The organism is Tenacibaculum pacificus, from assembly GCF_027941775.1.
Taxonomy (GTDB): domain Bacteria; phylum Bacteroidota; class Bacteroidia; order Flavobacteriales; family Flavobacteriaceae; genus Polaribacter; species Polaribacter pacificus_A.
Genome location: NZ_CP115917.1, coordinates 62,661 through 86,216 on the forward strand (window position 1 = coordinate 62,661; position 23,556 = coordinate 86,216).

The window sequence follows — 23,556 nt, forward strand, 5'->3', positions numbered from 1 at the left end:
AAGCAATTGTTTGAGCTCCTTTTTTGATTTTTTTCAAAAAAGAGCGAGTGCGGAAAGCAGGAAATAGCTTCAAAAAAAAATCATTAAAACAATCTTAAAATAACTTTATGAAATCTGATTTATTTCAAGCACCTGATTATTATCAAACAGATGATTTATTAACATATGAACACAAACTTGTTCGTGAAACTGCTCGTGAATGGGTAAAAAAAAATGTGTCTCCAATTATTGAAGATGCCGCACAAAACGCAAAGTTTCCGACGGAATTAATTAGTGGTTTGGCAGAAGTTGGAGCTTTTGGTTCATATATTCCTGAAGAATATGGAGGTGCAGGTTTAGACCAAATTTCTTATGGATTAATAATGCAAGAATTAGAACGTGGCGATAGTGGTATTCGTTCAACAGCTTCGGTACAATCGTCTTTAGTAATGTTGCCTATTTATAATTATGGAAATGAAGCACAACGCCAAAAATATTTACCAAAGTTAGCTTCAGGAGAATGGATTGGAAGTTTTGGATTGACAGAACCAAATCACGGAAGTAATCCATCAGGTATGGAAACCAAGTTTAAAGATATGGGTGATTATTACTTATTAAATGGTGCAAAAATGTGGATTTCGAATGCGCCAATTTGTGATGTTGCCGTAGTTTGGGCAAAAAATGAAGAAGGACGTATTCATGGTTTACTTGTTGAAAGAGGCATGGAAGGGTTTTCTACGCCAGAAACACACAATAAATGGTCGTTAAGAGCTTCAATTACTGGAGAGCTTATTTTTGATAATGTTAAAATTCCTAAAGAAAATATATTGCTTAATAAATCGGGATTAGGAGCGCCTTTGTTATGTTTGGATTCGGCTCGTTATGGAATTGCTTGGGGTGCTATTGGTGCTGCAATGGATTGTTATGATACCGCTTTGCGATACGCAAAAGAACGTACACAATTTGGTAAACCGATTGGTCAATTTCAATTGCAACAAAAAAAGTTAGCCGAAATGATTACCGAAATTACCAAAGCTCAGTTATTAACTTGGCGATTAGGAGTGTTAAAAAATGAAAATCGTGCAAGTTCGGCTCAAATATCTATGGCAAAAAGAAATAATGTTGATATGGCGATAAATATAGCTAGAGAAGCACGACAAATTTTAGGCGCTATGGGAATATCGGGGGATTATTCTATTATGAGGCACGCTATGAATTTAGAAAGTGTAATTACTTATGAAGGAACACACGATGTTCATTTGTTAATTACAGGCTTAGATATTACAGGATTAAATGCTTTTAAGTAAAAGGAGGAAGAAATGCTCTAAACGCTAAACCACTAACATACAAACAGAGCATTTCTTCTCTAAAATTAACTATTAAAACTATAAAAATTTAAATACAATTGATTACTTTTTTTCTTACCAGTACCGATAAGAATTAAAAGAGTAGCGACTAATCCTACACAAACAAGTGCAAAAATGGCTATCATAATAGTACCATTTGTCCAAGAAACCATCGGTAAATTAATCAATTGCATCATATTGTTTACTTTTTTGACAAAAGTAGTAGTGCTTATTTGTTTAAAATATGATTTTTATCATCTTTTAGAAAAAAATGTAATTTTAAAATAAAACTCCCTTTATATAGATAAAGGGAGGAGTTTTGTTAAATAGAAAGGTATTTTATTTTGAAATTATTTATATAAAATGTTTTTAAATTAATTAGAAAGTTTAATTTTTCTATCATTTATAGGATGTACGGGACGAAAATTATCTCCCATAATTTCTTTAAGACGATTTATTTGAACAGCTGATGCTGTAATTCTATTACTCAATACATGCCAACTAACAATTTCAGAACAAGGAGGTGTAGTTAATGAACCTTGATAAGAATAATATTGAAGATTAGCAGGTAGTATTGATTTGATATTAAAAACTTTATCTGATTTATAATCAGGTTGACTTTTTGATTCTGGAAAATTTTTCATGTATTTTTCTAAGAGAGTATTACTATTCCCTATTTCAAAGAAAACACCAATAACAGCTAATTTATCGGTTGAATCTTTATGAACTAAATGTAGTTCTGCATCAAATTGTTTACCATCGATTAAATGTTCACTTCCCGTATGAAAATGAAATTGCAACAAATCATAAGTAGTTTTATTAACGGTTATACTACTACCTTTATCATATTCAAATTCAATTGTATGACCATTATTAAGAATATGTGTTTTTGTATCATTATAATTTATAGCAATTTTGCTTAGTGAAACATCTATGTTCGATTCAGTAGTATTTATATCAATAGGCGTTTGTTTATCACCATTACATTCAGAAAAATTCTCACACAGACTAGCCCAATATGTAGGACCAATATCTCCTTTATAGCTCCATTTAATTTCGTTACAATTTTTATTTTCATCAAAATCTTTTATTGAATCGTCTTTACAACTATAAATTGTTAGTAAATTAAATAAAAATAATAGCTTTAAAAATGATTGTAAATTAAATTTAAAGTAGGTTTTCATAATGTTTTTTTAAGATTTTAGCATTAAAAGTATAGGTAATATCTGATATCTGATATTACCTAAAATCTTAAAAGTCTTTTTTAGAGATAAAAAAGCACGTTAATTTACATCAAATAATTGTTATTTTTTAGTTAATTATAGAGTATAATAATTCATTTTTAAATGATTGAAATCTACTAACAAAAACACTAGCCTGATTATCATTTTAACTTAGTTTTTAAACCGTCAATACTAACTTTGTTTTTTTTATTCCAATAATCTTTAATACCGCTTTGTCCTATTTCATCAGCCCAATTTGATAATTCATTTCGCTCTTCTTTGTATTCATAAAAAGGAATTGACATACCACATGAATTCTGTGTAGTTTCAACTGTTACATCAAATATTTGTCGTGTTCCTGCTAGTTTTGGAAATAAGCTAATTAATTCATTCCATTCAGCATCTTTAGGTAATATTTCTTTAGCTGTACCATATAAACGTAAAATATTAGGAGCACCTTCAAAAGCACAAAACATAATGGTAATTCTATTATCAACTAATAAATGTGCTGAAGTTTCATTTCCACTACCTGTAACACTTAACCAAGTAACACGGTTTGGGCTTAATACACGAAAAGAATCCATTCCTTTAGGAGATAAATTAATACGCCCGTTTTTAGGAGCTGTTGCAACAAAAAACACTTTTTGTGCTTCTATAAATTTTTGAACTCTTGAAGTAATTTTATCATTTAATTTTCCCATAATTATTTGTTTAATTAATCCAGTTTTTAGTAAGTTTTATTGCTTTTGTTTTTTGATTCAAAAGGTAGGTATGAGGATTTTCAGAATTTTAGTTTTTTTTAAATTTTATGAAGTTACATTATTTAATTTAAAACAAAAAAACCTTCTAGAATTAATCTAGAAGGTTAGTTTTCCCTTAAATACCATTTTTCGCTTATCCTCGAAACTTGATATTACGAAGATATAGATTTTTGAGCTATTTATAAAGAGAATATAAGTGTAAAAAAGTGTGTCTTTCCACAGGTTTTGTTAAAGTTAAATCACTTAAAATAAAAAATACCTCGATTAATTCTAGAAGGTTTTTTTAAGTTTAAAAAAAGGATTATTTTGAAAAAAGTAAACCTTTCAGAATGAACTGAAAGGTTTTAAAATTTTTCAAAATATTTCCCCAAATAATATTGAATTCGTTGCAAATATATAAGTAGCTTTTTAATTTTGAAAGAAAATTGATATAATAAAAAGTGTGTCTTTCCACAGGTTAAAAAAATATAATTTTTTTTGAAAGAAAAAAATCATTCGAAATCGGAGTTCTCTTATTAATGAGCTGCTGAAATAAATTGGTATTATTAAATAAATGAAGTAATAAAAAATGAAGTAAATATGCCTAGCCCTGATTGAAGCAATTGTTTGAGCTCTTTTTTTAATTTTTCTTTAAAAAAAAGCGAGTGCGTAAAGCAGGAAATTGCTTCAAAGTAATTGATTACTTCTTAAACTTTGTTTAAACCTTATGTAAAAAAAATAGGGTAGTCTTTATGTAATTTTAAAAACTAAATAAATATATTTATAAAAGTTAGATTTTATAACAAAAAAACAAACCTTTCAGTATTAACTGAAAGGTTTATTTAACATTTTCTTTTTCAAAATATTTCCCCAAATAATATTGAATTCTCTGGCAAATATAAATGGAGTTATTTGATTTAAAAAGGGAATTACCGCCGCAAAAGATGTGTATTTCCGCAGTAAATTAATCTAATATTCCTAACTCTTTAGCCTTTAGTACTAAATCAGTATTATTATGTGCTTGTAAATTATTACGAAGCTTTGATAGTCTTGCTTCTATAGACCTTAATTTAACTAATGAACCATCTGTTTTTTTAATAAAACCTTCTAGGTTTGAAATTTTAGAATGCCTTGGCAATTCTTTTAAAATTTGAATAGCAACATCATCCATTTGAATTTCAATTAAAGCTCTTTTTAACAATTTTTGATGTATTTCATGTGTGTAATATACCTCGCCTTTTATTATTTTTTTTATAGCAAATGTTAGCTCATCCGTATTACAATTTCCTTTTAAAATATAAGCACTAGGATTCAAATTATGGATAACATTAAAAACCCGATTGGTTTCTGAATGTCCTGTAATAACACCTGTTTTAATATCAATATTTTTTTTTTGAATAGCTTTAATTAAGGCTTCACCTCCGTCTAAAGTGATATTTTCATCTGTATTATCAAAACTTAAGTCAGTAAAAACAATATCAAAAGGTGTCTTTTGAATTGCTGTTTTTATTTTAGAAAAAGCTTCATCGCAACAATTAGTAGTTTCTATAACTAAATTATCAATATTTTTTAGGCACGAAAGTATGCCTTCAAGTATTAATTGATGGTCATCAACTACCAGTATTTTTATTGGTCCAAGCATTTAAGGGGATTTGAATATTAGTTTGTGTTCCATTACCTACTTCACTTTTAATATTTAGAGTTCCGTTTAACTCTTCAACACGTTCTTGTAGGTTTTGTAAACCAATTCCTTTTTTAATAGCATTGGTATTAAAACCAACTCCATTATCTTTAATGAGCAAAAATACGTGTTTCTTATGTATCGTAAATGTTATCATTACCTTATTGGCATTTGCATATTTTTTACAATTTTCAAGACTTTCTCGTACGCTTAAATACAATAACCTATTAATAGCATTATTTAATTCTTCCCAGTTATATTCTTGTAGCCCCGTAACACTTATTCTAAAATCAAGTTCAAAGTAATCACTTACTAAATTAATTATCTGATCCTTAAATGACACTTTATTAAAGCTGACACTACTTAATTGATGTGATAAATTTCTAATGTTTTCTTTAACGGCATCTAATTTTTTAGCTTCTTCTAATAAATTAGATTTTTTAAATTTTTGATGTAATAAACTTAAGTCACCTGCAACTTCATCATGTAACGATTTTGCAATTTGTTGTCGTTCATCTTCTCTAGCGGTTATTCTTTCTAATTGTGCTTGATATAACAGTTTTCTTTTTCTATAAAAATAAAATAAAATACTACTAATAAATAATAATAAACCACTCGCAGCAATTAATCTACCAATAGTTTGTTGTTGCTTATGATAGATTATTTCTAATTGTTTACTTTTATTTTCTGTTTTTAAAACCGTATTTTCTTTTTCTTTTTTATCAGTTTCATACCTAATTTTAGCAAATTGATTTTTTAATCGGCGTTCTTTTTCAAATAAACTGTCGTTAAGTTGTATGTATTCTTCTAAATGTTTTTTAGCTTTTTGCCCTTTATTAAGGTCTGATAAAAGTTTTAAACATTCTAAAACTATTTTATTATTTCTTGTTTTTCTAGCTAATTTTAAACCAATATTTGCATGCTTTTCTGCTAGTGTATAGTTTTTGTTTTTTATATATGCTTCTGTTAAAAAAGCGTGAGAAAAACTTTCTGCGTATGAGTTTTTAAGTTTTTTTCGACCTTCTAAAACTATTTTATAACCTTCTATTGCTTTTTTTGTATCGCCTTGTAGAAAATAAATTGAAGATAAGTTACCTAAAAAAGATTGATAATTTTTAGGATATTTTATTTCTAAACTATCTGTATCTAAACCTTCTTGAAATAAAGAAATTGCTTTTTCATAATTACCTTCATCTTTATAAGTCATCCCTATATTATTCAGAAGGTTTAAATAATTTTTTTCTCTTTTGTGTTTTATCTTATTGAATTTAACAATATTCTGTGCTTTATGATAATAGGTTCTAGCTTCTTTTGATCTTTTTAGACTCGCTAAAGCATTTCCCATAGTTTGATATAAAGAAATTAAAACTCGATATTTTTTTAAAGGTTCTACATATTTTAAACCTTCAACTGTAGTTATTTCACAACCCAAAAAATCTAACTCTTTTACCTGAAGAATTGCCATAGATAAAAGCCTTCTGCCTATTTCGGCAGAATCTTTTAAAGCGACAGATATATTTTTTGATTTATGATAATAGTAAAAAGTACTATCTAAATTGTTTTTTATTTTGTTGTTCAAAGCAGCAAAATGATACGCTTTAGCCAAAGAAAAAGAATCTTTTTTTACAGAATAGTGTTTTAGTAATTTGTTCTTTGAAAATGTTATTCCTAAGGTATCTTTACTAAAATAACTTTGTTTACCATACGCAATACTTGTTTGCTTTAAAAGAGAGTCCTTCTTTAAATCATTTGAAAGTATAACTGCTTTTTTGAGATATGATAATTTATGTACTCCTTTTGCATTGTTTAAATAAAAGTAAATAGAATCTTTTTGCTCTTGAGAATAAACAAAAAATGTAGTAAGTAGTAAGGAAAAAATAAGAATTTTTTTCATAAGATGAAAAAGGTATCTATTTGTGTTAATAAGGTGAAATATATTTTTTCTTAAAAAAACTAAGACATTTTCTGAAATAAATCCCAAATTACAATACCTGTTGTAACCGATATGTTTAAAGAATGCTTCGTTCCTAATTGTGGAATTTCAATACAAAAATCAGCCGCAGAAACCACTTCTTGTTGCACACCTTTTACTTCATTTCCCATAACAACCGCATATTTTTGGTTTGCTTTTGGAATAAATTCATTTAACATCGTGCTATTTTCAGCTTGTTCTATGGCTAAAATAGTAACGTTATCTTTTTTAAGCTTTTCAACTAACTCAATAGTATTTTCAATATGTTCCCAAGCAACAGATTCGGTAGCTCCTAAAGCAGTTTTATGAATTTCTTTATTAGGAGGAGTTGCAGTAATTCCACACAAATATATTTTTTCAATTAAAAAAGCATCCGAAGTTCTAAAAACCGACCCCACATTATTTAAACTTCTGATGTTGTCTAAGATTACAATAATGGGCGTTTTTTCGGTTTCTTTAAACTCATTAACTGTAATTCTACCTAATTCACTATTTTTTAGTTTTCTCATAAAAAATGTTCACTTTAAAATCGAATATTTATCTTCGCAAAACTAATTTAAAAAAACTAAAAAATTGGCAAAAACAAAGGCAAAAAAGGTAACTCCATTAATGCAACAATACAACGGAATTAAAACCAAATATCCCGATGCAATGTTGCTTTTTAGAGTCGGAGATTTTTATGAAACCTTTGGCGAAGATGCCGTAAAAGCATCCAGTGTTTTAGGAATTGTTTTAACAAAAAGAAGTGCAGGTAGTGCTAGTGAAATCGCTTTGGCTGGTTTTCCGCATCATTCGTTAAATACATATTTACCTAAATTAGTAAAATCGGGTTTAAGGGTTGCAATTTGCGATCAGTTAGAAGATCCGAAAATGACTAAAAGTATTGTAAAACGAGGCGTTACCGAATTGGTAACCCCTGGTGTTGCTTTAAACGATGAAGTTTTACAATCGAAATCAAATAATTTTTTAGCTGCCGTACATTTCGGTAAAAAATTAATCGGAATTTCTTTTTTAGATGTTTCTACAGGCGAATTTTTAATTGCCCAAGGAAACGAAGAATATATTGATAAATTATTACAAAATTTTTCTCCTAGTGAAGTTTTAGTTGAAAAAAAATACAAACAACAATTTTCAGAATTGTTTACAAATCGTTTTCATACTTTTTATTTAGAAGATTGGGTTTTTCAAAAGGAATATGGAAATGAATTATTAAGTACTCATTTTAAAGTTAAAAATTTAAAAGGTTTTGGTGTTGAATCCCTAGAACAAGGGATTGTTGCTGGTGGTGCAGTAATGTATTATTTATCAGAAACACAACATAATAAAATTGAACACATACAATCTATCAGTAGAATTGCTGAAGATAATTATGTTTGGATGGACAGGTTTACCGTTAAAAATTTAGAATTATACGGCGGAAATTCGTTAAATTCAGTGTCTTTATTAAATGTTATTGATAAAACAATTTCGCCTATGGGCGGAAGATTATTAAAACGTTGGTTGGCTTTGCCGTTAAAAGATTTGACACAAATACAAGAACGTCATGAGTTGGTCGCTTTTTTAATTGATAATGAATCTTTTTTTGAAACGGTAACCTATCAATTAAAGCAAATTTCTGATATAGAGCGATTAATTTCAAAAGTTGCCACAGGAAAAGTATCGCCAAGAGAAGTTGTTTTATTGAAAAATTCATTAAAAGCTATTCTTCCGATAAAAGCATCAGCAGAAAAAAGCCGCAATAAAACGGTTAAAGAAATAGGAAAAAAATTACACGATTGTGAAATTTTAATTACTAAAATTGTTCAAACTATTTTTGAAGATGCACCTGTAAATATCAATAAAGGAAATGCTATTGCAAGCGGTGTTTCTGATGAATTAGATGAACTTCGTAGTATTTCTAATTCAGGAAAAGAATATTTAGAAATGATGTTGGCTCGTGAAACCGAAAGAACGGGAATTACAAGTTTAAAAATTGCTTTCAATAATGTTTTTGGATATTATATTGAAGTTAGAAACACGCATAAAGATAAAGTTCCTGAAGAATGGATTCGTAAGCAAACCCTTGTAAATGCTGAACGATATATTACTGAAGAATTAAAAGAATACGAAACTAAAATTTTAGGAGCAGAAGATAAAATTCAGCAAATAGAAGCGGATATTTTTTCAAAATTAGTACAGTTTATTATTGATTTTGTACAACCTGTTCAGCAAAATGCTCAAAATATTGCTAAAATAGATGTGTTATTATCATTTGCCAAATTGGCTATGGACAACGAATATGTGCGTCCAGAAATGGATAATAGTACGGATATTGATATTAAAAATGGGCGTCATCCTGTAATAGAAAAACAACTTCCAATTGGCGAAGAATATATTGCAAATGATGTTGTTTTAAATCGTGATACGCAACAAATAATTATGATTACCGGACCAAATATGTCGGGTAAATCGGCAATTTTACGCCAAACGGCTTTAATCGTTTTATTAGCTCAAATGGGAAGTTATATTCCTGCACAAAGTGCCAGAATTGGTATGGTAGATAAAATTTTTACCAGAGTAGGAGCAAGCGATAATATTTCGATGGGAGAATCTACTTTTATGGTAGAAATGAATGAAACAGCATCAATTTTAAATAATATATCAGAACGTAGTTTGGTTTTATTAGATGAAATTGGGCGTGGAACTTCTACTTATGATGGAATTTCAATTGCTTGGGCTATTGCCGAATATTTACACGAACATCCATCAAAAGGAAAAACATTATTTGCTACGCATTATCATGAATTAAATGAAATGACAAGCACTTTTAAACGTATTAAAAACTTTAATGTATCCGTAAAAGAATTAAAAGATAGTATCATCTTTTTACGAAAATTAGTAGAAGGTGGAAGTAATCATAGTTTTGGAATTCATGTAGCAAAATTAGCAGGAATGCCAAAATTAGTGATTACAAAAGCACAAAAAATTCTAAAACAATTAGAAGCAAATAACACTCATAAAGAAGTAAAAGAGGTTTTAAAAGATTCGCAAAAAGAAGAGATGCAAATGAGCTTCTTTCAATTAGATGACCCTTTATTAGAAAATGTTAGAGATGAAATTTTAGCCACTAATATTGATACACTTACGCCAATTGAAGCTTTAATGAAGTTGAACGAAATTAAGCGAATGCTTATTAAAAAATAAACTTTGTTAAATGATACAAGACATTAGTTTTAAACGAATAAATAAATTGGCTTTTCCTGCTTTAATTGCAGGAGTTGCCGAACCTTTATTATCAACAACCGATTTAGCTATCGTAGGAAATATCAATCATAATGCCACCGAAAGTATTGCCGCTATTGGAATTGTAGGTGCTTTTTTATCGATGCTAATTTGGGTTTTTGGGCAGGCTCGTAGTAGTATTTCGTCAATTATTTCGCAATATATAGGTGCTGATAAATTATCCGAAGTAAAAAATTTACCTGCTCAAGCTATCGCTATTATCTTAGTAACAAGTTTGGTTATTTTAGGAATTACATATCCGTTTGCTAAAGAAATATTTCAATTTTACAATGCTTCTGATAGTATTTTAGATTATGCGATTGAATATTATAAAATACGGGTTTTTGGTTTTCCGTTTACATTATTTGTAATCGCTGTTTTTGGTACGTTTCGAGGCTTACAAAACACGATGTATCCGATGCTAATTGCTATAATTGGTACAATTGTAAACATTGTATTAGATGTTATTTTTGTTTACGGAATTGAAGGATATATTCCTGCAATGAATATTACAGGAGCTGCTTATGCAAGTGTAATTGCACAAATAGTTATGGCGCTTGTTTCCGTGTATTTATTGTTAACTAAAACAGAAATATCTTTAAAATTTGAGCTTCCTTTTAATAAAGAAATTCCGAAGTTTATCAATATGATGTTAAACTTATTTGTTAGAACTATTGCTTTAAATCTTGCTTTATATTTTGCTACTTCTTATGCCGTTTCTTACGGAAAAGAATACATTGCAGCCTATACAATCGGTTTTAATATATGGCTAATGGGCGCTTTTATGATTGATGGATATTCATCGGCAGGAAATATTTTATCAGGAAAATTATTAGGAGCAAAAGCTTATTCATCATTACTTAAATTAGGAAATAATTTACTTCTTTATGGATTTGTCTTTGGTGTTTTTTTAGCAATTATTGGATTTGTTTTTTATGATTTTATAGGAAGAATTTTTACACAAGAACAAGCCGTATTAGAACATTTTTATAATACTTTTTGGATTATTTTAATAATGCAACCTATTTGTGCTATCGCTTTTATTTATGATGGAATGTTTAAAGGAATGGGCGAAATGAAGTATTTAAGAAATTTATTATTGATATCAACAGCAGTTATTTTTATTCCTGTTTTATTATTTTTTGATTCCTTAGATTATAAATTACATGCCATTTGGATTGCTTTTTATGCATGGATAATTGCACGTGCACTTCCTTTAATTCTTAAATTTAGAAATACTTTTTTATCACACTCTCAAAATGATTAAATTTGAGAATAAAACATTAAGCATGACAACAACAAGAGAAAACGGAAGTTTATATACTCATATTGATAAAAAAATTGCAACTATTGAATTTGGACATCCTGGAAGTAATTCTTTTCCAAGTGAATTATTAGCACGTTTAGCGAATGAATTTAATACTTTATCAAATAATGATGACGTTGCAATTATCATTTTAAAATCCGAAGGAAATAAAGCTTTTTGTGCGGGTGCTTCTTTTGATGAATTGGTTGCTATTGATAGTTTAGAGTCTGGTAAACAATTTTTCTCAGGATTTGCCAATGTAATAAATGCGATGCGTTGTTGTTCAAAATTAATTATTGGACGTGTACAAGGTAAAACCGTTGGCGGTGGAGTTGGTTTAGCTTCAGCTTGTGACTATGTTTTTGCTACCGAAAGTGCTAGTATTAAATTATCAGAATTAAGTATCGGAATTGGTCCTTTTGTTATTGCTCCTGCGGTTACTCGTAAAATTAATGTAAGCGGTTTAGCCGAATTAACTTTAGATGCTACTAGTTGGAAAAATGCATATTGGGCAAAAGAAAAAGGGTTATACGCTCGTGTTTTTGAATCGATAGAAGATTTAGATAAAGAAGTTGAAATTTTTACTGAAAAATTAGCATTTTATAATTATGAAGCTTTATCAGAAATGAAAAAAACCTTGTGGATTGGTACAGAACATTGGCAAGAATTATTAATAGAAAATGCCGAAATATCAGGAAAGTTGGTTTTATCAGAAGCGACTAAAAAAGCATTATCAAAATTTAAAAAATAAAAAATGTTCTTATTTCAAGAGATAAAAAATATTCAAAATAAAACAACAGGACAGGAAATTGCAAGGTGGATACTTGAGAATCAAATAGTGTTTTTACTAGTAGGAGTATTGTTTTCAGTAGGTTTCGTATGGATATTAACAAAAGTTGCAAAACAAATTCGTACTTTCGGCAAATAAAAAATAAAATTATGGGTGGAGATTATTTATTTGCCATTTTAGCAGCAGGAGTAGCAATCGTGTATTTTTACAATAAATACAGAGCAAACAAAAAATTTAAGAGATAGTGAATAATATAAGAATTACAAAACAGTTTACTTTTGAAACAGGGCGTACGTTGTATGGTTATGATGGAAAATGTAAAAATGTACACGGACATAGTTATAAGCTTTTTGTAACCGTAACAGGTCAGCCAATTATGGATACGACCAATGTGAAATTTGGTATGGTCATCGATTTTGGCGATTTAAAGAAAATTGTTAAAGAAGAAATTGTTGATATTTTTGATCACGCAACCGTGTTTAATCAAAATACGCCACGTGTTGAATTAGCAAAAGAGTTAAAAGATAGAGGACATCATGTTATTTTGGTAGATTATCAACCAACAAGCGAAATGATGGCAATTGATTTTGCTAAAAAAATTAAAGATAGACTTCCTGAAAATATTAAACTTCACGGAATAAAATTACAAGAAACCGATACTAGTTTTGCAGAGTGGATTGCAAGTGATAATGAATAAAGGTTAATTTGAAGTAAAAAAATGGATATAGTTTTATAAAACTATATCCATTTTTTTTGATTAAAAATTTATTTAAAAATTGAAAGTACTTATTTTTGTAAAACTTTCAATATTAGTTGTGTTTAGTTCATATTGATCAATACTATTTTCAGAAATAATAAATGCATGGTTATTTCTTATGATAATATCCATGGCATTTTTTGTAGGAATTTCATTAATATATTTTGAATCTTTAGGATTTGAAATATCAAAAATTTTAACTGAATCATCACAAACTAATAAGTAATTATCGCCATATAAACTTAATCCTTTAGGTTGAGTTAAACCTCTATTGTTTAATAAAATTGGATTTTTTATATCGGTAATATCATAGGTTTTTAATTCGTTTACCATACCCTGACAATTCGTGTTCGTATGTAAAGTTACATAAGCATTTGTGCCATTTGCAACCACAGGATCACAGGAAGTAAAATGATTAGATTGCGCTAATTTTTCAGGTAATTCTTTGTTTGTAATATCATAAATAAACATCGCATTTTGTGAACCGATGAATAAATAATTATCAAAACTAAATAAAGTTTCAATATTAAAGCCAACTTCAATAGTGTTTACTTTTACAGGATTTTTAGTATCTGAAATATTAAAAACAGTCAGTTTAAAAAAATCAACAGTGTATAAATAATTATCTTTTAAAATAAAAGTAGCTAAAGAACCACCCATTCCATCTCCAGATTGATTACTAGAATTATCATTTGAATCTTGACTACAGGCAAAAATAAGAAGGCAAGTAATTAATAATATATATATCTTTTTCATAACCTTTATTTTTTTATCCAATTAACAATAATTTCTTCATTTTTAACATTACCATAAAAACCATCAGGAGATTCTAGTTTAGGAAAAACATTTTCTAATCTCTTATTGATGGTAAAAGTAGAAGCATCAATATTGATGCTTAATGAAACTAAATCTGTAGCTTGGTTTATAAAAAAAGTATTATTTCTGATACTAATATCAGTAGCACCTGGTATTTTTAAGAATTTCTTTTTTATAGGATTTGAAGAGTCTGAATTATCAAAAATATGAAAGCCTTTTCTTTTATCATTTATAAAAATATAATCGTCAAAAATATAAATTTTAGAAGATTCAGTCATTTCTATGTTATCTTGAAAAGCAATAGAAGCATTTAAATTGGTTCTTTCTATTGTAACAGGATCATAAGAAGATTGATACGGATCAGAAGTCGGTTCATTTTCGTAATAAAAACAACTGGATAAGTTAATACAAAATAGCAATACCATTATTTTTTTCATAATCAAGTTTTTGGACTTTAAAAATAATAAAAAACAACAACTATTTATAATTAATTTAAATAATAAATTATCTGTGTAAAAGCAAGTTATTTACCGTTAAATTCATTCATAGTATTTGCCATTCCTGCTGTAATAAAAGAGGTAACAGCATTTACTGAAGTAGGAATTCGTTCAATCATTTCGCTTTCTTCGTATTTGCTCCATTGTCCTAAAACATAATCTACTTGACGACCTTTTCCATAATCAGCGCCAACACCAAAACGAAAACGAGGATATGCTCCTGTATTAAATTTTTCTTGAATATCTTTTAAACCATTATGACCACCAGAGCTTCCTTTTGGTTTGATACGAAGTTTACCGAAATCAATATTTAAATCATCGGTAATTATTAACAAGTTTTCAACTTGAATATTTTCTTGTTGCATCCAATACATAACCGCTTTTCCACTTAAATTCATGTAAGTACTCGGCTTTAAAACGATGACTGTTTTTCCTTTGATTTTAAGTCTGGCAATGTCACCTAATTTTTCAGTTTCAAAACTAGCATCGTTTTCTTTAACAAAAGCATCTACTATTTTAAACCCTATATTATGACGTGTATTGTGGTATTGTTCACCAATATTACCTAAACCTACGATTAAAAACTTCTTCATCGGATTGTTTGACTGTATTTGTTAATTTTATTTTATAAATCATTTTTATTCTTTTAAAAAAGCTTAAAAACGATATTTCAAAAATAAAAAAAAGCGCTACACAATGGTAACGCTTTTTCTTTTATTGTATAATAGTTTTTTTAAGCTTCTGCTTCAGCATCTCCTTCAGCAGCAGCTTTTGCAGCATTACGAGACATACGAACTTGAGCAACTACAGTGTTATCTGGGTGTAATAAAGAATACTTATCGTTTCTTAATTCAGTAACATATAATTTATTACCAATAGCTAATTCAGTAATATCAGCTTCAATAAAGTCAGGTAAATTAGCAGGTAACGCTTTCACTTTTAATTTACGTAAGTTGTGACGTAAAGCCCCACCTAACATAATACCTTTTGCTACTCCTACTAAACGTACAGGAATATCCATAGTCAGTTCTTTTTCATCGAAGATTTGATAAAAATCTACGTGTAAAATAGCTTCAGTTACTGGGTGAAATTGGATATCTTGTAAAATAGCATTGTATTTTACACCATCTAATTCAATCGTAGCAGTAAATACATCAGGAGTAAATACTAAAGGCTTGAATACTTTTTCAGTTGCTGAAAAATGAACAAGCTCGTCTCCTCCGTATAATACGCAAGGAACCTTTCCAGCATTACGTAAGTCTTTAGTTGCTCTTTTACCTACGCTTTCTCTTTTTGATCCGTTGATTGTAATTGATTTCATTACTTTATTTTTATTTATTAAATTATTTACATTAAAAATTCATCACTAATTGATACGTTGTCATGTACTTTACGCATCACATCAGCAAATAAAGAGGCGCAATTTACCACTTTTATTTTAGACACACTCTTTTTTAACGGAATTGTATTTGAAACAATTAATTCTGTTAGTTTAGAATTCTGAATTCTTTCATAAGCTTCACCAGAAAGAATAGGGTGTGTACAAATAGCACGTACACTAATAGCTCCTCTTTCTATCATTAAATCGGCAGCTTTGGCAAGTGTTCCTCCTGTATCAATCATGTCATCTACAAGGATTACATTTTTACCTTTTACATCACCAATTAACTCCATGTGAGAAATCACATTTGCTTTTTGACGTTGTTTGTAACAAATTACTACATCACTTTCTAAAAATTTAGAATAAGCATATGCTCTTTTAGAACCACCCATATCAGGTGATGCAATAGTAAGGTTGTCTAAGTTTAAGCTTTTTACATATGGAAGGAAAATAGTAGAACCGAATAAGTGATCTACTGGTTTTTCGAAAAAACCTTGAATTTGATCAGCATGTAAATCCATTGTCATAATTCTAGTAGCTCCTGCTGATTCTAGTAATTTAGCAACTAATTTAGCACCAATAGCCACACGAGGCTTGTCTTTCCTGTCCTGACGAGCCCATCCAAAATAAGGCATAACAGCTGTAATATGTCTTGCTGAAGCACGTTTAGCAGCGTCACACATTAATAGCATTTCCATTAAATTATCTGCTGAAGGAAAAGTAGATCCGATAAGAAATATTCTTCTTCCTCTAATAGATTCTTCAAATGCTGGTTGAAATTCACCATCACTAAAATGAGTTGTTATTACATTCCCTAGTTCTATTCCGTATTCTTTAGCAATTTCTTTAGCAAGTTCAATACTTTGAGAACATTGCAAAAATTTTTGGACTTAATTGATCTATAGGCATTTACAAGGTTTTGTTAAAAGTTAATGTTGTTGTTGCCGCAAAAGTAAAACTATTTTGAGAGTTTAAAACTTATTTTAACTGAATTTAATTAATTTTTTTAATAGATTTGTAACTTCAATAATGCTCGAGTGGCGGAATTGGTAGACGCGCTGGATTCAAAATCCAGTTCTTTCGAGAGTGCGGGTTCGATTCCCGCCTCGAGTACGCATTAAAGCCTTAACTTTTATAGTTGAGGCTTTTTATTTATACTGTATTTTTAACAGGTTTTATTTTTAATAATTTAAAATATTGTAACAATTTTTGTACAGTTAAAACAGATATCCTTGTATTTTTTAAATACAAGGAGTGTAATATCTAATTTTTTAAGTTATTTTTAATTGTTTCCAAGTTTTAGTACATCTAGCACATTATTATATCTTGGAGCGAAAAAAAATCTTCTAGTATTGTTTTAATAGGTTTTTTTTCTGAAGTAATAGTTTTTCTTATTTCTTTAGCATCAGAAGTATTTTGTAATACTTTGTACTTATAAATATCTTGGTATGACTCTATATATGCTATAAAATCATTATCAAAATTATAACTCTTTAAATCAATTTCATTATAATTCATTGTCTAAGTCTTTTTTATATCGATTTAATAAAGTCCTAGTAAGTGCTAAATTTGCTTTTTTAGAATCAACAGCTAAATAAATAAAATATTCACCACTAGGAGATAGGTTAATTATATGTATCTGATTTTTTAAGTTAAAATAAACATCTTTTATTTCTTCTTTTAATTCTAAAGCTTCAATAGCTTTACGTTTTGAATTAAGTATTTCTACATTATAAGCTGAAGCTAAAGCAGGATCAAAGTTAGGATTATTAGAGTCAGAGATAAGAGACTCACCAGAAGCCATTTCTGCAATACTAATAGCTATATATCCAGGAATACCTTCTTTTACGTTTTCTACTAATTGGTCTAAAATTTTTTGCATTTTTTTATAGTTAATTGTTAAATTCTTTTTTCAAAATAAGGTCTAGTAAAGCAATGTTGACCTTCTTTTTAGATAAAAAACATAGTATATATTCTTGATGTTTAATCATAAGAATGTTTTCGCTGTCAGATTTTAATCTAATTTGCTTTAATTTAGTATTAAAAAATGTACTAAAAAAGTGATTACTCATATTAAAAATAGTTGTTTGAAATACAATCATTTTATCTTGTAAGTCACCTAAATCATTTTCTTTAGGATAAAAATCAACAACTTTTCCATCATCCTTTAAAAGGTAGATAGCATTTGATTTTGTTTCTATTAAAAGTTCTTGTAAATCCAATTTCTTTTGATTTGATGTTTTATATCAACCAAAATTAACGCTTAAAAAAGAATATTCTATTGAACAATAGTATTCAATTATTGAACAATAGAGTTTTTATAAAATGTGTTGTGTTTTATTATATAATATTTAAAAGAATAATAATTGATTTTTTTATATCACATCTAATAAAATAAGATTTAAATTATAGGGATATAAAGTGTCTTAAAAATTAAAAATCATTTATTTTCACCTATGTATTTCTTTTTTAGTTACTTATGTTTGTTTGTTTGTTTTTTTGAAAATAAATCAATATCAAAAAAAATAAAAGCATAGTTTCGCAATAAAAAGTATCATGAATAATTTGTTTTTTAATAAGTATATTCTTTTGTTAATCTTATTGTTTTCACTTTTTATTTTGGTTTTTGTAACAAAAAAAATCACCAAAATTTACGTGATTAAAAACTCAATAGAACCACATAGAAGAAAGTTAATACTCAATCTTTTTTATTTAGTTTATTATGTTGTTTTTTTCTTTTTATTACTTTTAACTTTAGGAATAGAATTAAAACAAATAGGTGTTTTTGCATCTTCTATTTTGGCGGTACTAGGTGTTGGGTTTTTTGCACAATGGTCTATGTTATCAAATTTAACAGCTAGTGTTATTTTATTTTTTTATCATCCGATGAGAATAGGAGATACTATAAAAATCATAGATAAAGAATATGACTTTACAGGTGAGGTAAAAAATATTACAGGTTTTTACGTACTATTACATGTCGCTGAAGGAAATAGAAAAATAACAATACCAAATACTACTATTCTTTATAAAGGTATCGAGTTAATTGATGTACCAAAGTAATTTAGTATTATTTTAAATCCGAAGAAATCATTACATTTATAATATAACCTTACCATATATAAGGTATCAAAAAAAATAATAATTTTAAATTAAATAACTATGATAGCTACTTTTCATTTATCACTTCCTTGTTTAGATATAAAGGAAACAAAAAGGTTTTATTCTGAAGATTTAGGGCTTAGTTGTGGTAGAGAAACAAGTACTTGGTTAGATGTTAATTTATTTAACAATCAATTAACTTATGTTTTGGTTGATAAATTTAAGTTTGACTATCCTGACTATACGTTTGAAAAAGATGTTTTACCTTCTTTTCATTTTGGTGTTGTTTTAACAGCGGATGATTGGGAAAAAATGCATGATAGAATAAATTATTGGTCATCAGAAACAATAATAACAAAAACATTTTTAAAAGAAAAAAATGGTGAACATGTTTCTTTTTTTGTAAAAGACCCTAATGGCTATACCATCGAGTTTAAAACCTTTATCGAAGAAGATGAAATGTTTATGATGTAAGTAATATCATTTTTAATTAAAATAAATTTTTATAAACCATTATTAAATAATAATATCACATTGAACAATTTAAAAATAATAGGGAGCGAAGAGTGGTGTTCGTTTGATACTTTCAGTATCCCAGCTATAAAAGCAAGAGTAGATTCAGGAGCTAAAACATCATCAATACAAGCAAATAACATAACTTCTTTCTATAAAGGAACAGAAGAATGGGTACGTTTTGATGTAAATCCAATTCAAGAAAATAGAAGTATTAGTATTCGTTGTGAATCAAAAGTACATTCAAAACGTTCTATAAAAAGTTCTACAGGAATTTCTGAAGAACGACTTGTTATAAAAACACCAGTAACTTTAGGTAGTAATACTTTTGATATTGAGTTGACATTAGCAAATCGTGACTCAATGGAGTTTAGAATGTTGTTAGGACGTGAAGCTTTGGCTAATGGTTATTTAGTAAATCCGTCTGAAACTTATTTATTACCTGAATATACTCAAGCTGATCTAGACGAAAAATATGCTGCTTTTAAAAAAGAAATAACAGGTTTAAAAATTGCATTATTAGCTAGTAATTCAGGGTTGTTTAGTAATAAGCGTATTATGGAAGCTGGTCGTGCTAGAGGTCATGAAATGGTCTTTTTAAATGTGCAACAAGCTTACGTGAAATTTGATGCAAAAGAGCCTCAAATACGTTATCGTGGTGGAAATGTTATTGATGCATTCGATGCTATTATCCCTAGAATAAAACCATCTGTAACTTTTTATGCATGTGCTTTAATACGTCAGTTTGATGCTATGGGTACGTATTGTTTAAATTCTGCCGATGCTATTAATCAATCAAGAGATAAATTATTAGCTACACAATTATTTGCTAAAAATGATATACAAGTTCCTATAACAGGTTTTGCTAATTCTCCTTTAGATACTAAAGATCTTATAAAAATGGTAAACGGAGCACCGTTAATCATTAAGTTATTAGAAAGTACACAAGGTAAAGGAGTAGTTTTAGCAGAAACGACTAAGGCTGCAGAAAGTGTTATTAATGCTTTTAAAAGTGTTAAAACCAATATTCTTGTGCAAGAGTTTATAAAAGAAGCAAACGGACAAGATTTACGTTGTTTTGTAGTAAACGGAAAAGTAGTAGCATCAATGCAAAGACAAGCTGAAAAAGGTGAGTTTAGAGCAAACATACATCAAGGTGGTTCTGCTTCTAAAGTTAGAATTACTTCAGAAGAACGAAAGTTAGCTATTAAAGCTGCAAAAGTGTTAGATTTACCTGTCGCAGGTGTTGATATTATACGTTCTAATAAAGGTCCTTTATTATTAGAGGTTAATTCATCTCCAGGTTTAGAAGGTATTGAAGCCGCAACTGGTTTAGATATTGCTAATATTATGATTGAAGCAATTGAAAAGAAGTTAAAATTCAAAAAATAAACAGATATTCAAAATATATCATTTCAAAAAAGGCATCTATTTTTAATAAAATGGATGCTTTTTAATTATAAGATTATTAAAATATTGATTTTTCAGTAGCAATTTCCCGCTTTCCGCACTCGCTTTTTTTGTTTTTTCGAAAAGAAAAACAAAAAAGAGCTCAAACAAATGCTTCAATCGGGGCTAGGCATTCGTACAAAATTATTATAATTCCTTATTTTATTGATTATTTAGAGTTTTTTAAAAACAAGATTCCCGTCACGCTGAATTTATTTCAGCATCGCATAAAGCGAAGAACTACGGCAAATCAGGATTTCAAAAAAAAAATAAACCAGCTGTAAACCGAATAAAACAGTTGTTTTAAATTCAAATAATTAAAAAGAACAAAAAAATATTTAAATTAAGGTATTGAAAAACAATTAATTAAAAAATACTTTAAGAATAAATAAAAAAAGTCACTTGCTGTTCCAATAAAAGGACGTAGATTTGCAACCGCTAACGGAAAAACGCAAGTTTAAAAGTTAACAAGGTTCATTAATATATTAGTAAGTATCACATTAATAAAATGTAAAAAATAAGTTAAGTTTAACTTGTTTAGAACAAATAAAAGAATGTATATTTGCAACCGCTTTAAGAAATTAAAGCGATAAAGAAATTTGGGATGGCTGTAAAAAGTCAGTTAGTTCGATTCTAACATTTCTACAAAAAATGATAAGTGTAACTTATCTCTGGTTTTTTTTTAAAAAGAAAACTAGGTTCATTGAAAATATTGAAATTGACAGCGTAAATAAGAGTAGAATAACCACGTTCTATTAATTTAGAACAAATTCTTTTGAAACTTATTCATTAATATTATTTAAAATATACAATGAAGAGTTTGATCCTGGCTCAGGATGAACGCTAGCGGCAGGCTTAACACATGCAAGTCGAGGGGTAACAGGTAGCTTGCTATGCTGACGACCGGCGAACGGGTGCGTAACGCGTATAGAATCTGCCTTGTACAGGAGGATAGCCTTTAGAAATGAAGATTAACACTCCATAATGTGTAGAAGAGGCATCTCTTTTGCATTAAACATTTATGGGTACAAGATGACTATGCGTCCTATTAGCTAGATGGTAAGGTAATGGCTTACCATGGCAACGATAGGTAGGGGGTCTGAGAGGATTATCCCCCACACTGGTACTGAGACACGGACCAGACTCCTACGGGAGGCAGCAGTGAGGAATATTGGTCAATGGAGGCAACTCTGAACCAGCCACGCCGCGTGCAGGATGACTGCCCTATGGGTTGTAAACTGCTTTTATACAGGAAGAAACCGATCTACGTGTAGATCCTTGACGGTACTGTAAGAATAAGGACCGGCTAACTCCGTGCCAGCAGCCGCGGTAATACGGAGGGTCCGAGCGTTATCCGGAATCATTGGGTTTAAAGGGTCCGCAGGCGGTCAATTAAGTCAGAGGTGAAATCCCATCGCTCAACGATGGAACTGCCTTTGATACTGATTGACTTGAGTTATATGGAAGTAGATAGAATAAGTAGTGTAGCGGTGAAATGCATAGATATTACTTAGAATACCGATTGCGAAGGCAGTCTACTACGTATATACTGACGCTGAGGGACGAAAGCGTGGGGAGCGAACAGGATTAGATACCCTGGTAGTCCACGCCGTAAACGATGGATACTAGTTGTTGGACTTCGGTTCAGTGACTAAGCGAAAGTGATAAGTATCCCACCTGGGGAGTACGGTCGCAAGACTGAAACTCAAAGGAATTGACGGGGGCCCGCACAAGCGGTGGAGCACGTGGTTTAATTCGATGATACGCGAGGAACCTTACCAGGGCTTAAATGTGGTCTGACAGCTTTAGAGATAGAGTTTTCTTCGGACAGATCACAAGGTGCTGCATGGTTGTCGTCAGCTCGTGCCGTGAGGTGTCAGGTTAAGTCCTATAACGAGCGCAACCCCTATTTTTAGTTGCTAACAGGTTAAGCTGAGGACTCTAGAGAGACTGCCGGTGCAAACCGTGAGGAAGGTGGGGATGACGTCAAATCATCACGGCCCTTACGTCCTGGGCTACACACGTGCTACAATGGTATGGACAATGAGCAGCCACTGGGCGACCAGGAGCGAATCTATAAACCATATCACAGTTCGGATCGGAGTCTGCAACTCGACTCCGTGAAGCTGGAATCGCTAGTAATCGGATATCAGCCATGATCCGGTGAATACGTTCCCGGGCCTTGTACACACCGCCCGTCAAGCCATGGAAGCTGGGGGTGCCTGAAGTTCGTTACCGCAAGGAGCGACCTAGGGTAAAACTGGTAACTAGGGCTAAGTCGTAACAAGGTAGCCGTACCGGAAGGTGCGGCTGGAACACCTCCTTTCTAGAGAAAGATGGTGAGTTACAAAAGGGAAGTTTTACTCTTTGCTGTTAATTTTAAAAAACACTAATAACAAGCTATTATAGTCTCATAGCTCAGCTGGTTAGAGCGCTACACTGATAATGTAGAGGTCGGCAGTTCGAGTCTGCCTGAGACTACAAAAAGCAAGTTGTTAGAAAGGAAATTCTGGAAACTAGAGGGTTCTAAATTCGTAATTCTGAATTCATAATTCTGAATTTCAAATGGGGGATTAGCTCAGTTGGCTAGAGCGCTTGCCTTGCACGCAAGAGGTCATCGGTTCGACTCCGATATTCTCCACAACGGCATAAAGTTGTTCACAAAAAGTTTAAATACTTGTCAGTGGCGACTCGCCACAAGTTCATTGACATATTGGTAAAATGATATCGTAAAGAAATCAAG

Annotated in this window: 22 protein-coding genes, 3 tRNA genes and 1 rRNA gene; 12 read left to right on the plus strand and 14 right to left on the minus strand. The window is 29.8% G+C overall.

Going from position 1 to position 23,556, the window contains the following annotated elements; translation table 11 throughout:
• Positions 1-107: 107 nt before the first annotated feature.
• Entirely contained in the window at positions 108-1,286 is a 1,179-nt protein-coding gene (locus tag PG913_RS00245; RefSeq protein WP_271231102.1) for an acyl-CoA dehydrogenase family protein, read from the plus strand.
• Between the two features lie 65 nt (positions 1,287-1,351).
• On the opposite strand, the gene PG913_RS00250 is transcribed toward PG913_RS00245, so the two are convergent.
• The 6 genes from PG913_RS00250 to PG913_RS00275 form a co-directional block, all read right to left on the minus strand.
• The gene (locus PG913_RS00250) at positions 1,352-1,522 is read right to left on the minus strand and encodes a hypothetical protein (protein ID WP_271231103.1); all 171 of its coding nucleotides are present in this window, start codon (positions 1,520-1,522) and stop codon (positions 1,352-1,354) included.
• A 177-nt stretch (positions 1,523-1,699) separates the two neighbouring features.
• Positions 1,700-2,509, minus strand: coding sequence for a carbonic anhydrase (locus PG913_RS00255; RefSeq protein ID WP_271231104.1), 810 nt, complete (start codon positions 2,507-2,509; stop codon positions 1,700-1,702).
• A 200-nt stretch (positions 2,510-2,709) separates the two neighbouring features.
• Positions 2,710-3,249, minus strand: a complete 540-nt coding sequence (locus PG913_RS00260) for a pyridoxamine 5'-phosphate oxidase family protein (RefSeq protein WP_271231105.1) — start codon at positions 3,247-3,249, stop codon at positions 2,710-2,712.
• Between the two features lie 1,003 nt (positions 3,250-4,252).
• Entirely contained in the window at positions 4,253-4,930 is a 678-nt protein-coding gene (locus tag PG913_RS00265; protein ID WP_271231106.1) for a response regulator transcription factor, read from the minus strand.
• Positions 4,899-6,863, minus strand: a complete 1,965-nt coding sequence (locus tag PG913_RS00270; protein ID WP_271231107.1) for a tetratricopeptide repeat-containing sensor histidine kinase — start codon at positions 6,861-6,863, stop codon at positions 4,899-4,901. The genes PG913_RS00265 and PG913_RS00270 overlap by 32 nt, the downstream gene beginning before the upstream one ends.
• Positions 6,864-6,922: 59 nt before the next feature.
• On the minus strand, positions 6,923-7,450 hold the full coding sequence (locus PG913_RS00275; RefSeq protein ID WP_271231108.1) for an RNA methyltransferase: 528 nt from the start codon (positions 7,448-7,450) through the stop codon (positions 6,923-6,925).
• Between the two features lie 64 nt (positions 7,451-7,514).
• Between PG913_RS00275 and mutS the strand changes: the two genes are divergently transcribed.
• The 4 genes from mutS (at position 7,515) to PG913_RS00295 (ending at position 12,995) form a co-directional block, all read left to right on the plus strand.
• Complete coding sequence (gene mutS / locus PG913_RS00280; RefSeq protein ID WP_271231109.1) at positions 7,515-10,124, plus strand: DNA mismatch repair protein MutS; 2,610 nt, start codon at positions 7,515-7,517, stop codon at positions 10,122-10,124.
• A 10-nt stretch (positions 10,125-10,134) separates the two neighbouring features.
• Entirely contained in the window at positions 10,135-11,469 is a 1,335-nt protein-coding gene (locus PG913_RS00285) for an MATE family efflux transporter (RefSeq protein WP_271231110.1), read from the plus strand.
• Between the two features lie 22 nt (positions 11,470-11,491).
• A complete protein-coding gene (locus PG913_RS00290) occupies positions 11,492-12,259 on the plus strand; it encodes an enoyl-CoA hydratase/isomerase family protein (RefSeq protein ID WP_271231111.1) in 768 nt (255 codons plus the stop codon).
• 283 nt (positions 12,260-12,542) lie between these two features.
• Positions 12,543-12,995 carry a 6-pyruvoyl trahydropterin synthase family protein gene (locus PG913_RS00295; protein ID WP_271231112.1) on the plus strand — a complete coding sequence of 151 codons (453 nt, stop codon included), beginning with the start codon at positions 12,543-12,545 and terminating at the stop codon, positions 12,993-12,995.
• A gap of 72 nt (positions 12,996-13,067) precedes the next feature.
• Here PG913_RS00295 and PG913_RS00300 read toward each other — a convergent pair whose 3' ends face one another.
• The 5 genes from PG913_RS00300 to PG913_RS00320 form a co-directional block, all read right to left on the minus strand.
• Positions 13,068-13,811 (minus strand): LVIVD repeat-containing protein, encoded by a 744-nt coding sequence (locus PG913_RS00300; RefSeq protein WP_145994996.1) that lies wholly within the window; start codon positions 13,809-13,811, stop codon positions 13,068-13,070.
• Between the two features lie 5 nt (positions 13,812-13,816).
• Complete coding sequence (locus PG913_RS00305) at positions 13,817-14,308, minus strand: hypothetical protein (RefSeq protein WP_271231113.1); 492 nt, start codon at positions 14,306-14,308, stop codon at positions 13,817-13,819.
• 86 nt (positions 14,309-14,394) lie between these two features.
• Complete coding sequence (gene pth / locus PG913_RS00310; RefSeq protein WP_271231114.1) at positions 14,395-14,961, minus strand: aminoacyl-tRNA hydrolase; 567 nt, start codon at positions 14,959-14,961, stop codon at positions 14,395-14,397.
• Between the two features lie 140 nt (positions 14,962-15,101).
• A complete protein-coding gene (locus PG913_RS00315; RefSeq protein ID WP_271231115.1) occupies positions 15,102-15,689 on the minus strand; it encodes a 50S ribosomal protein L25/general stress protein Ctc in 588 nt (195 codons plus the stop codon).
• A 26-nt stretch (positions 15,690-15,715) separates the two neighbouring features.
• Positions 15,716-16,627 carry a ribose-phosphate pyrophosphokinase gene (locus tag PG913_RS00320; RefSeq protein WP_271231116.1) on the minus strand — a complete coding sequence of 304 codons (912 nt, stop codon included), beginning with the start codon at positions 16,625-16,627 and terminating at the stop codon, positions 15,716-15,718.
• 153 nt (positions 16,628-16,780) lie between these two features.
• Here PG913_RS00320 and PG913_RS00325 point away from each other — a divergent pair.
• Positions 16,781-16,862, plus strand: a tRNA-Leu gene (locus PG913_RS00325).
• A gap of 195 nt (positions 16,863-17,057) precedes the next feature.
• On the opposite strand, the gene PG913_RS00330 is transcribed toward PG913_RS00325, so the two are convergent.
• Genes PG913_RS00330 through PG913_RS00340 form a run of 3 tightly spaced genes read right to left on the minus strand, consistent with a single transcriptional unit; the run spans position 17,058 to position 17,971 of the window.
• Complete coding sequence (locus PG913_RS00330) at positions 17,058-17,267, minus strand: hypothetical protein (protein ID WP_271231117.1); 210 nt, start codon at positions 17,265-17,267, stop codon at positions 17,058-17,060.
• Positions 17,257-17,631, minus strand: coding sequence for a hypothetical protein (locus tag PG913_RS00335; RefSeq protein ID WP_271231118.1), 375 nt, complete (start codon positions 17,629-17,631; stop codon positions 17,257-17,259). Before PG913_RS00335 ends, PG913_RS00330 begins: the two co-directional genes overlap by 11 nt.
• Positions 17,632-17,641: 10 nt before the next feature.
• Positions 17,642-17,971 carry a hypothetical protein gene (locus tag PG913_RS00340; protein WP_271231119.1) on the minus strand — a complete coding sequence of 110 codons (330 nt, stop codon included), beginning with the start codon at positions 17,969-17,971 and terminating at the stop codon, positions 17,642-17,644.
• Between the two features lie 433 nt (positions 17,972-18,404).
• Between PG913_RS00340 and PG913_RS00345 the strand changes: the two genes are divergently transcribed.
• The 6 genes from PG913_RS00345 to PG913_RS00370 all read left to right on the plus strand — a co-directional run bounded on the left by PG913_RS00345 (position 18,405) and on the right by PG913_RS00370 (position 23,454).
• Complete coding sequence (locus tag PG913_RS00345) at positions 18,405-18,812, plus strand: mechanosensitive ion channel domain-containing protein (RefSeq protein ID WP_271231120.1); 408 nt, start codon at positions 18,405-18,407, stop codon at positions 18,810-18,812.
• Positions 18,813-18,911: 99 nt separating this feature from the next.
• Complete coding sequence (locus tag PG913_RS00350; protein ID WP_271231121.1) at positions 18,912-19,325, plus strand: VOC family protein; 414 nt, start codon at positions 18,912-18,914, stop codon at positions 19,323-19,325.
• Positions 19,326-19,385: 60 nt separating this feature from the next.
• On the plus strand, positions 19,386-20,756 hold the full coding sequence (gene rimK / locus PG913_RS00355; protein ID WP_271231122.1) for a 30S ribosomal protein S6--L-glutamate ligase: 1,371 nt from the start codon (positions 19,386-19,388) through the stop codon (positions 20,754-20,756).
• Positions 20,757-21,621: 865 nt separating this feature from the next.
• Positions 21,622-23,139: ribosomal RNA gene (locus tag PG913_RS00360) — 16S ribosomal RNA — on the plus strand.
• A gap of 81 nt (positions 23,140-23,220) precedes the next feature.
• Positions 23,221-23,294: transfer RNA gene (locus tag PG913_RS00365), tRNA-Ile, on the plus strand.
• Positions 23,295-23,380: 86 nt separating this feature from the next.
• Positions 23,381-23,454, plus strand: a tRNA-Ala gene (locus tag PG913_RS00370).
• Positions 23,455-23,556: the final 102 nt, after the last annotated feature.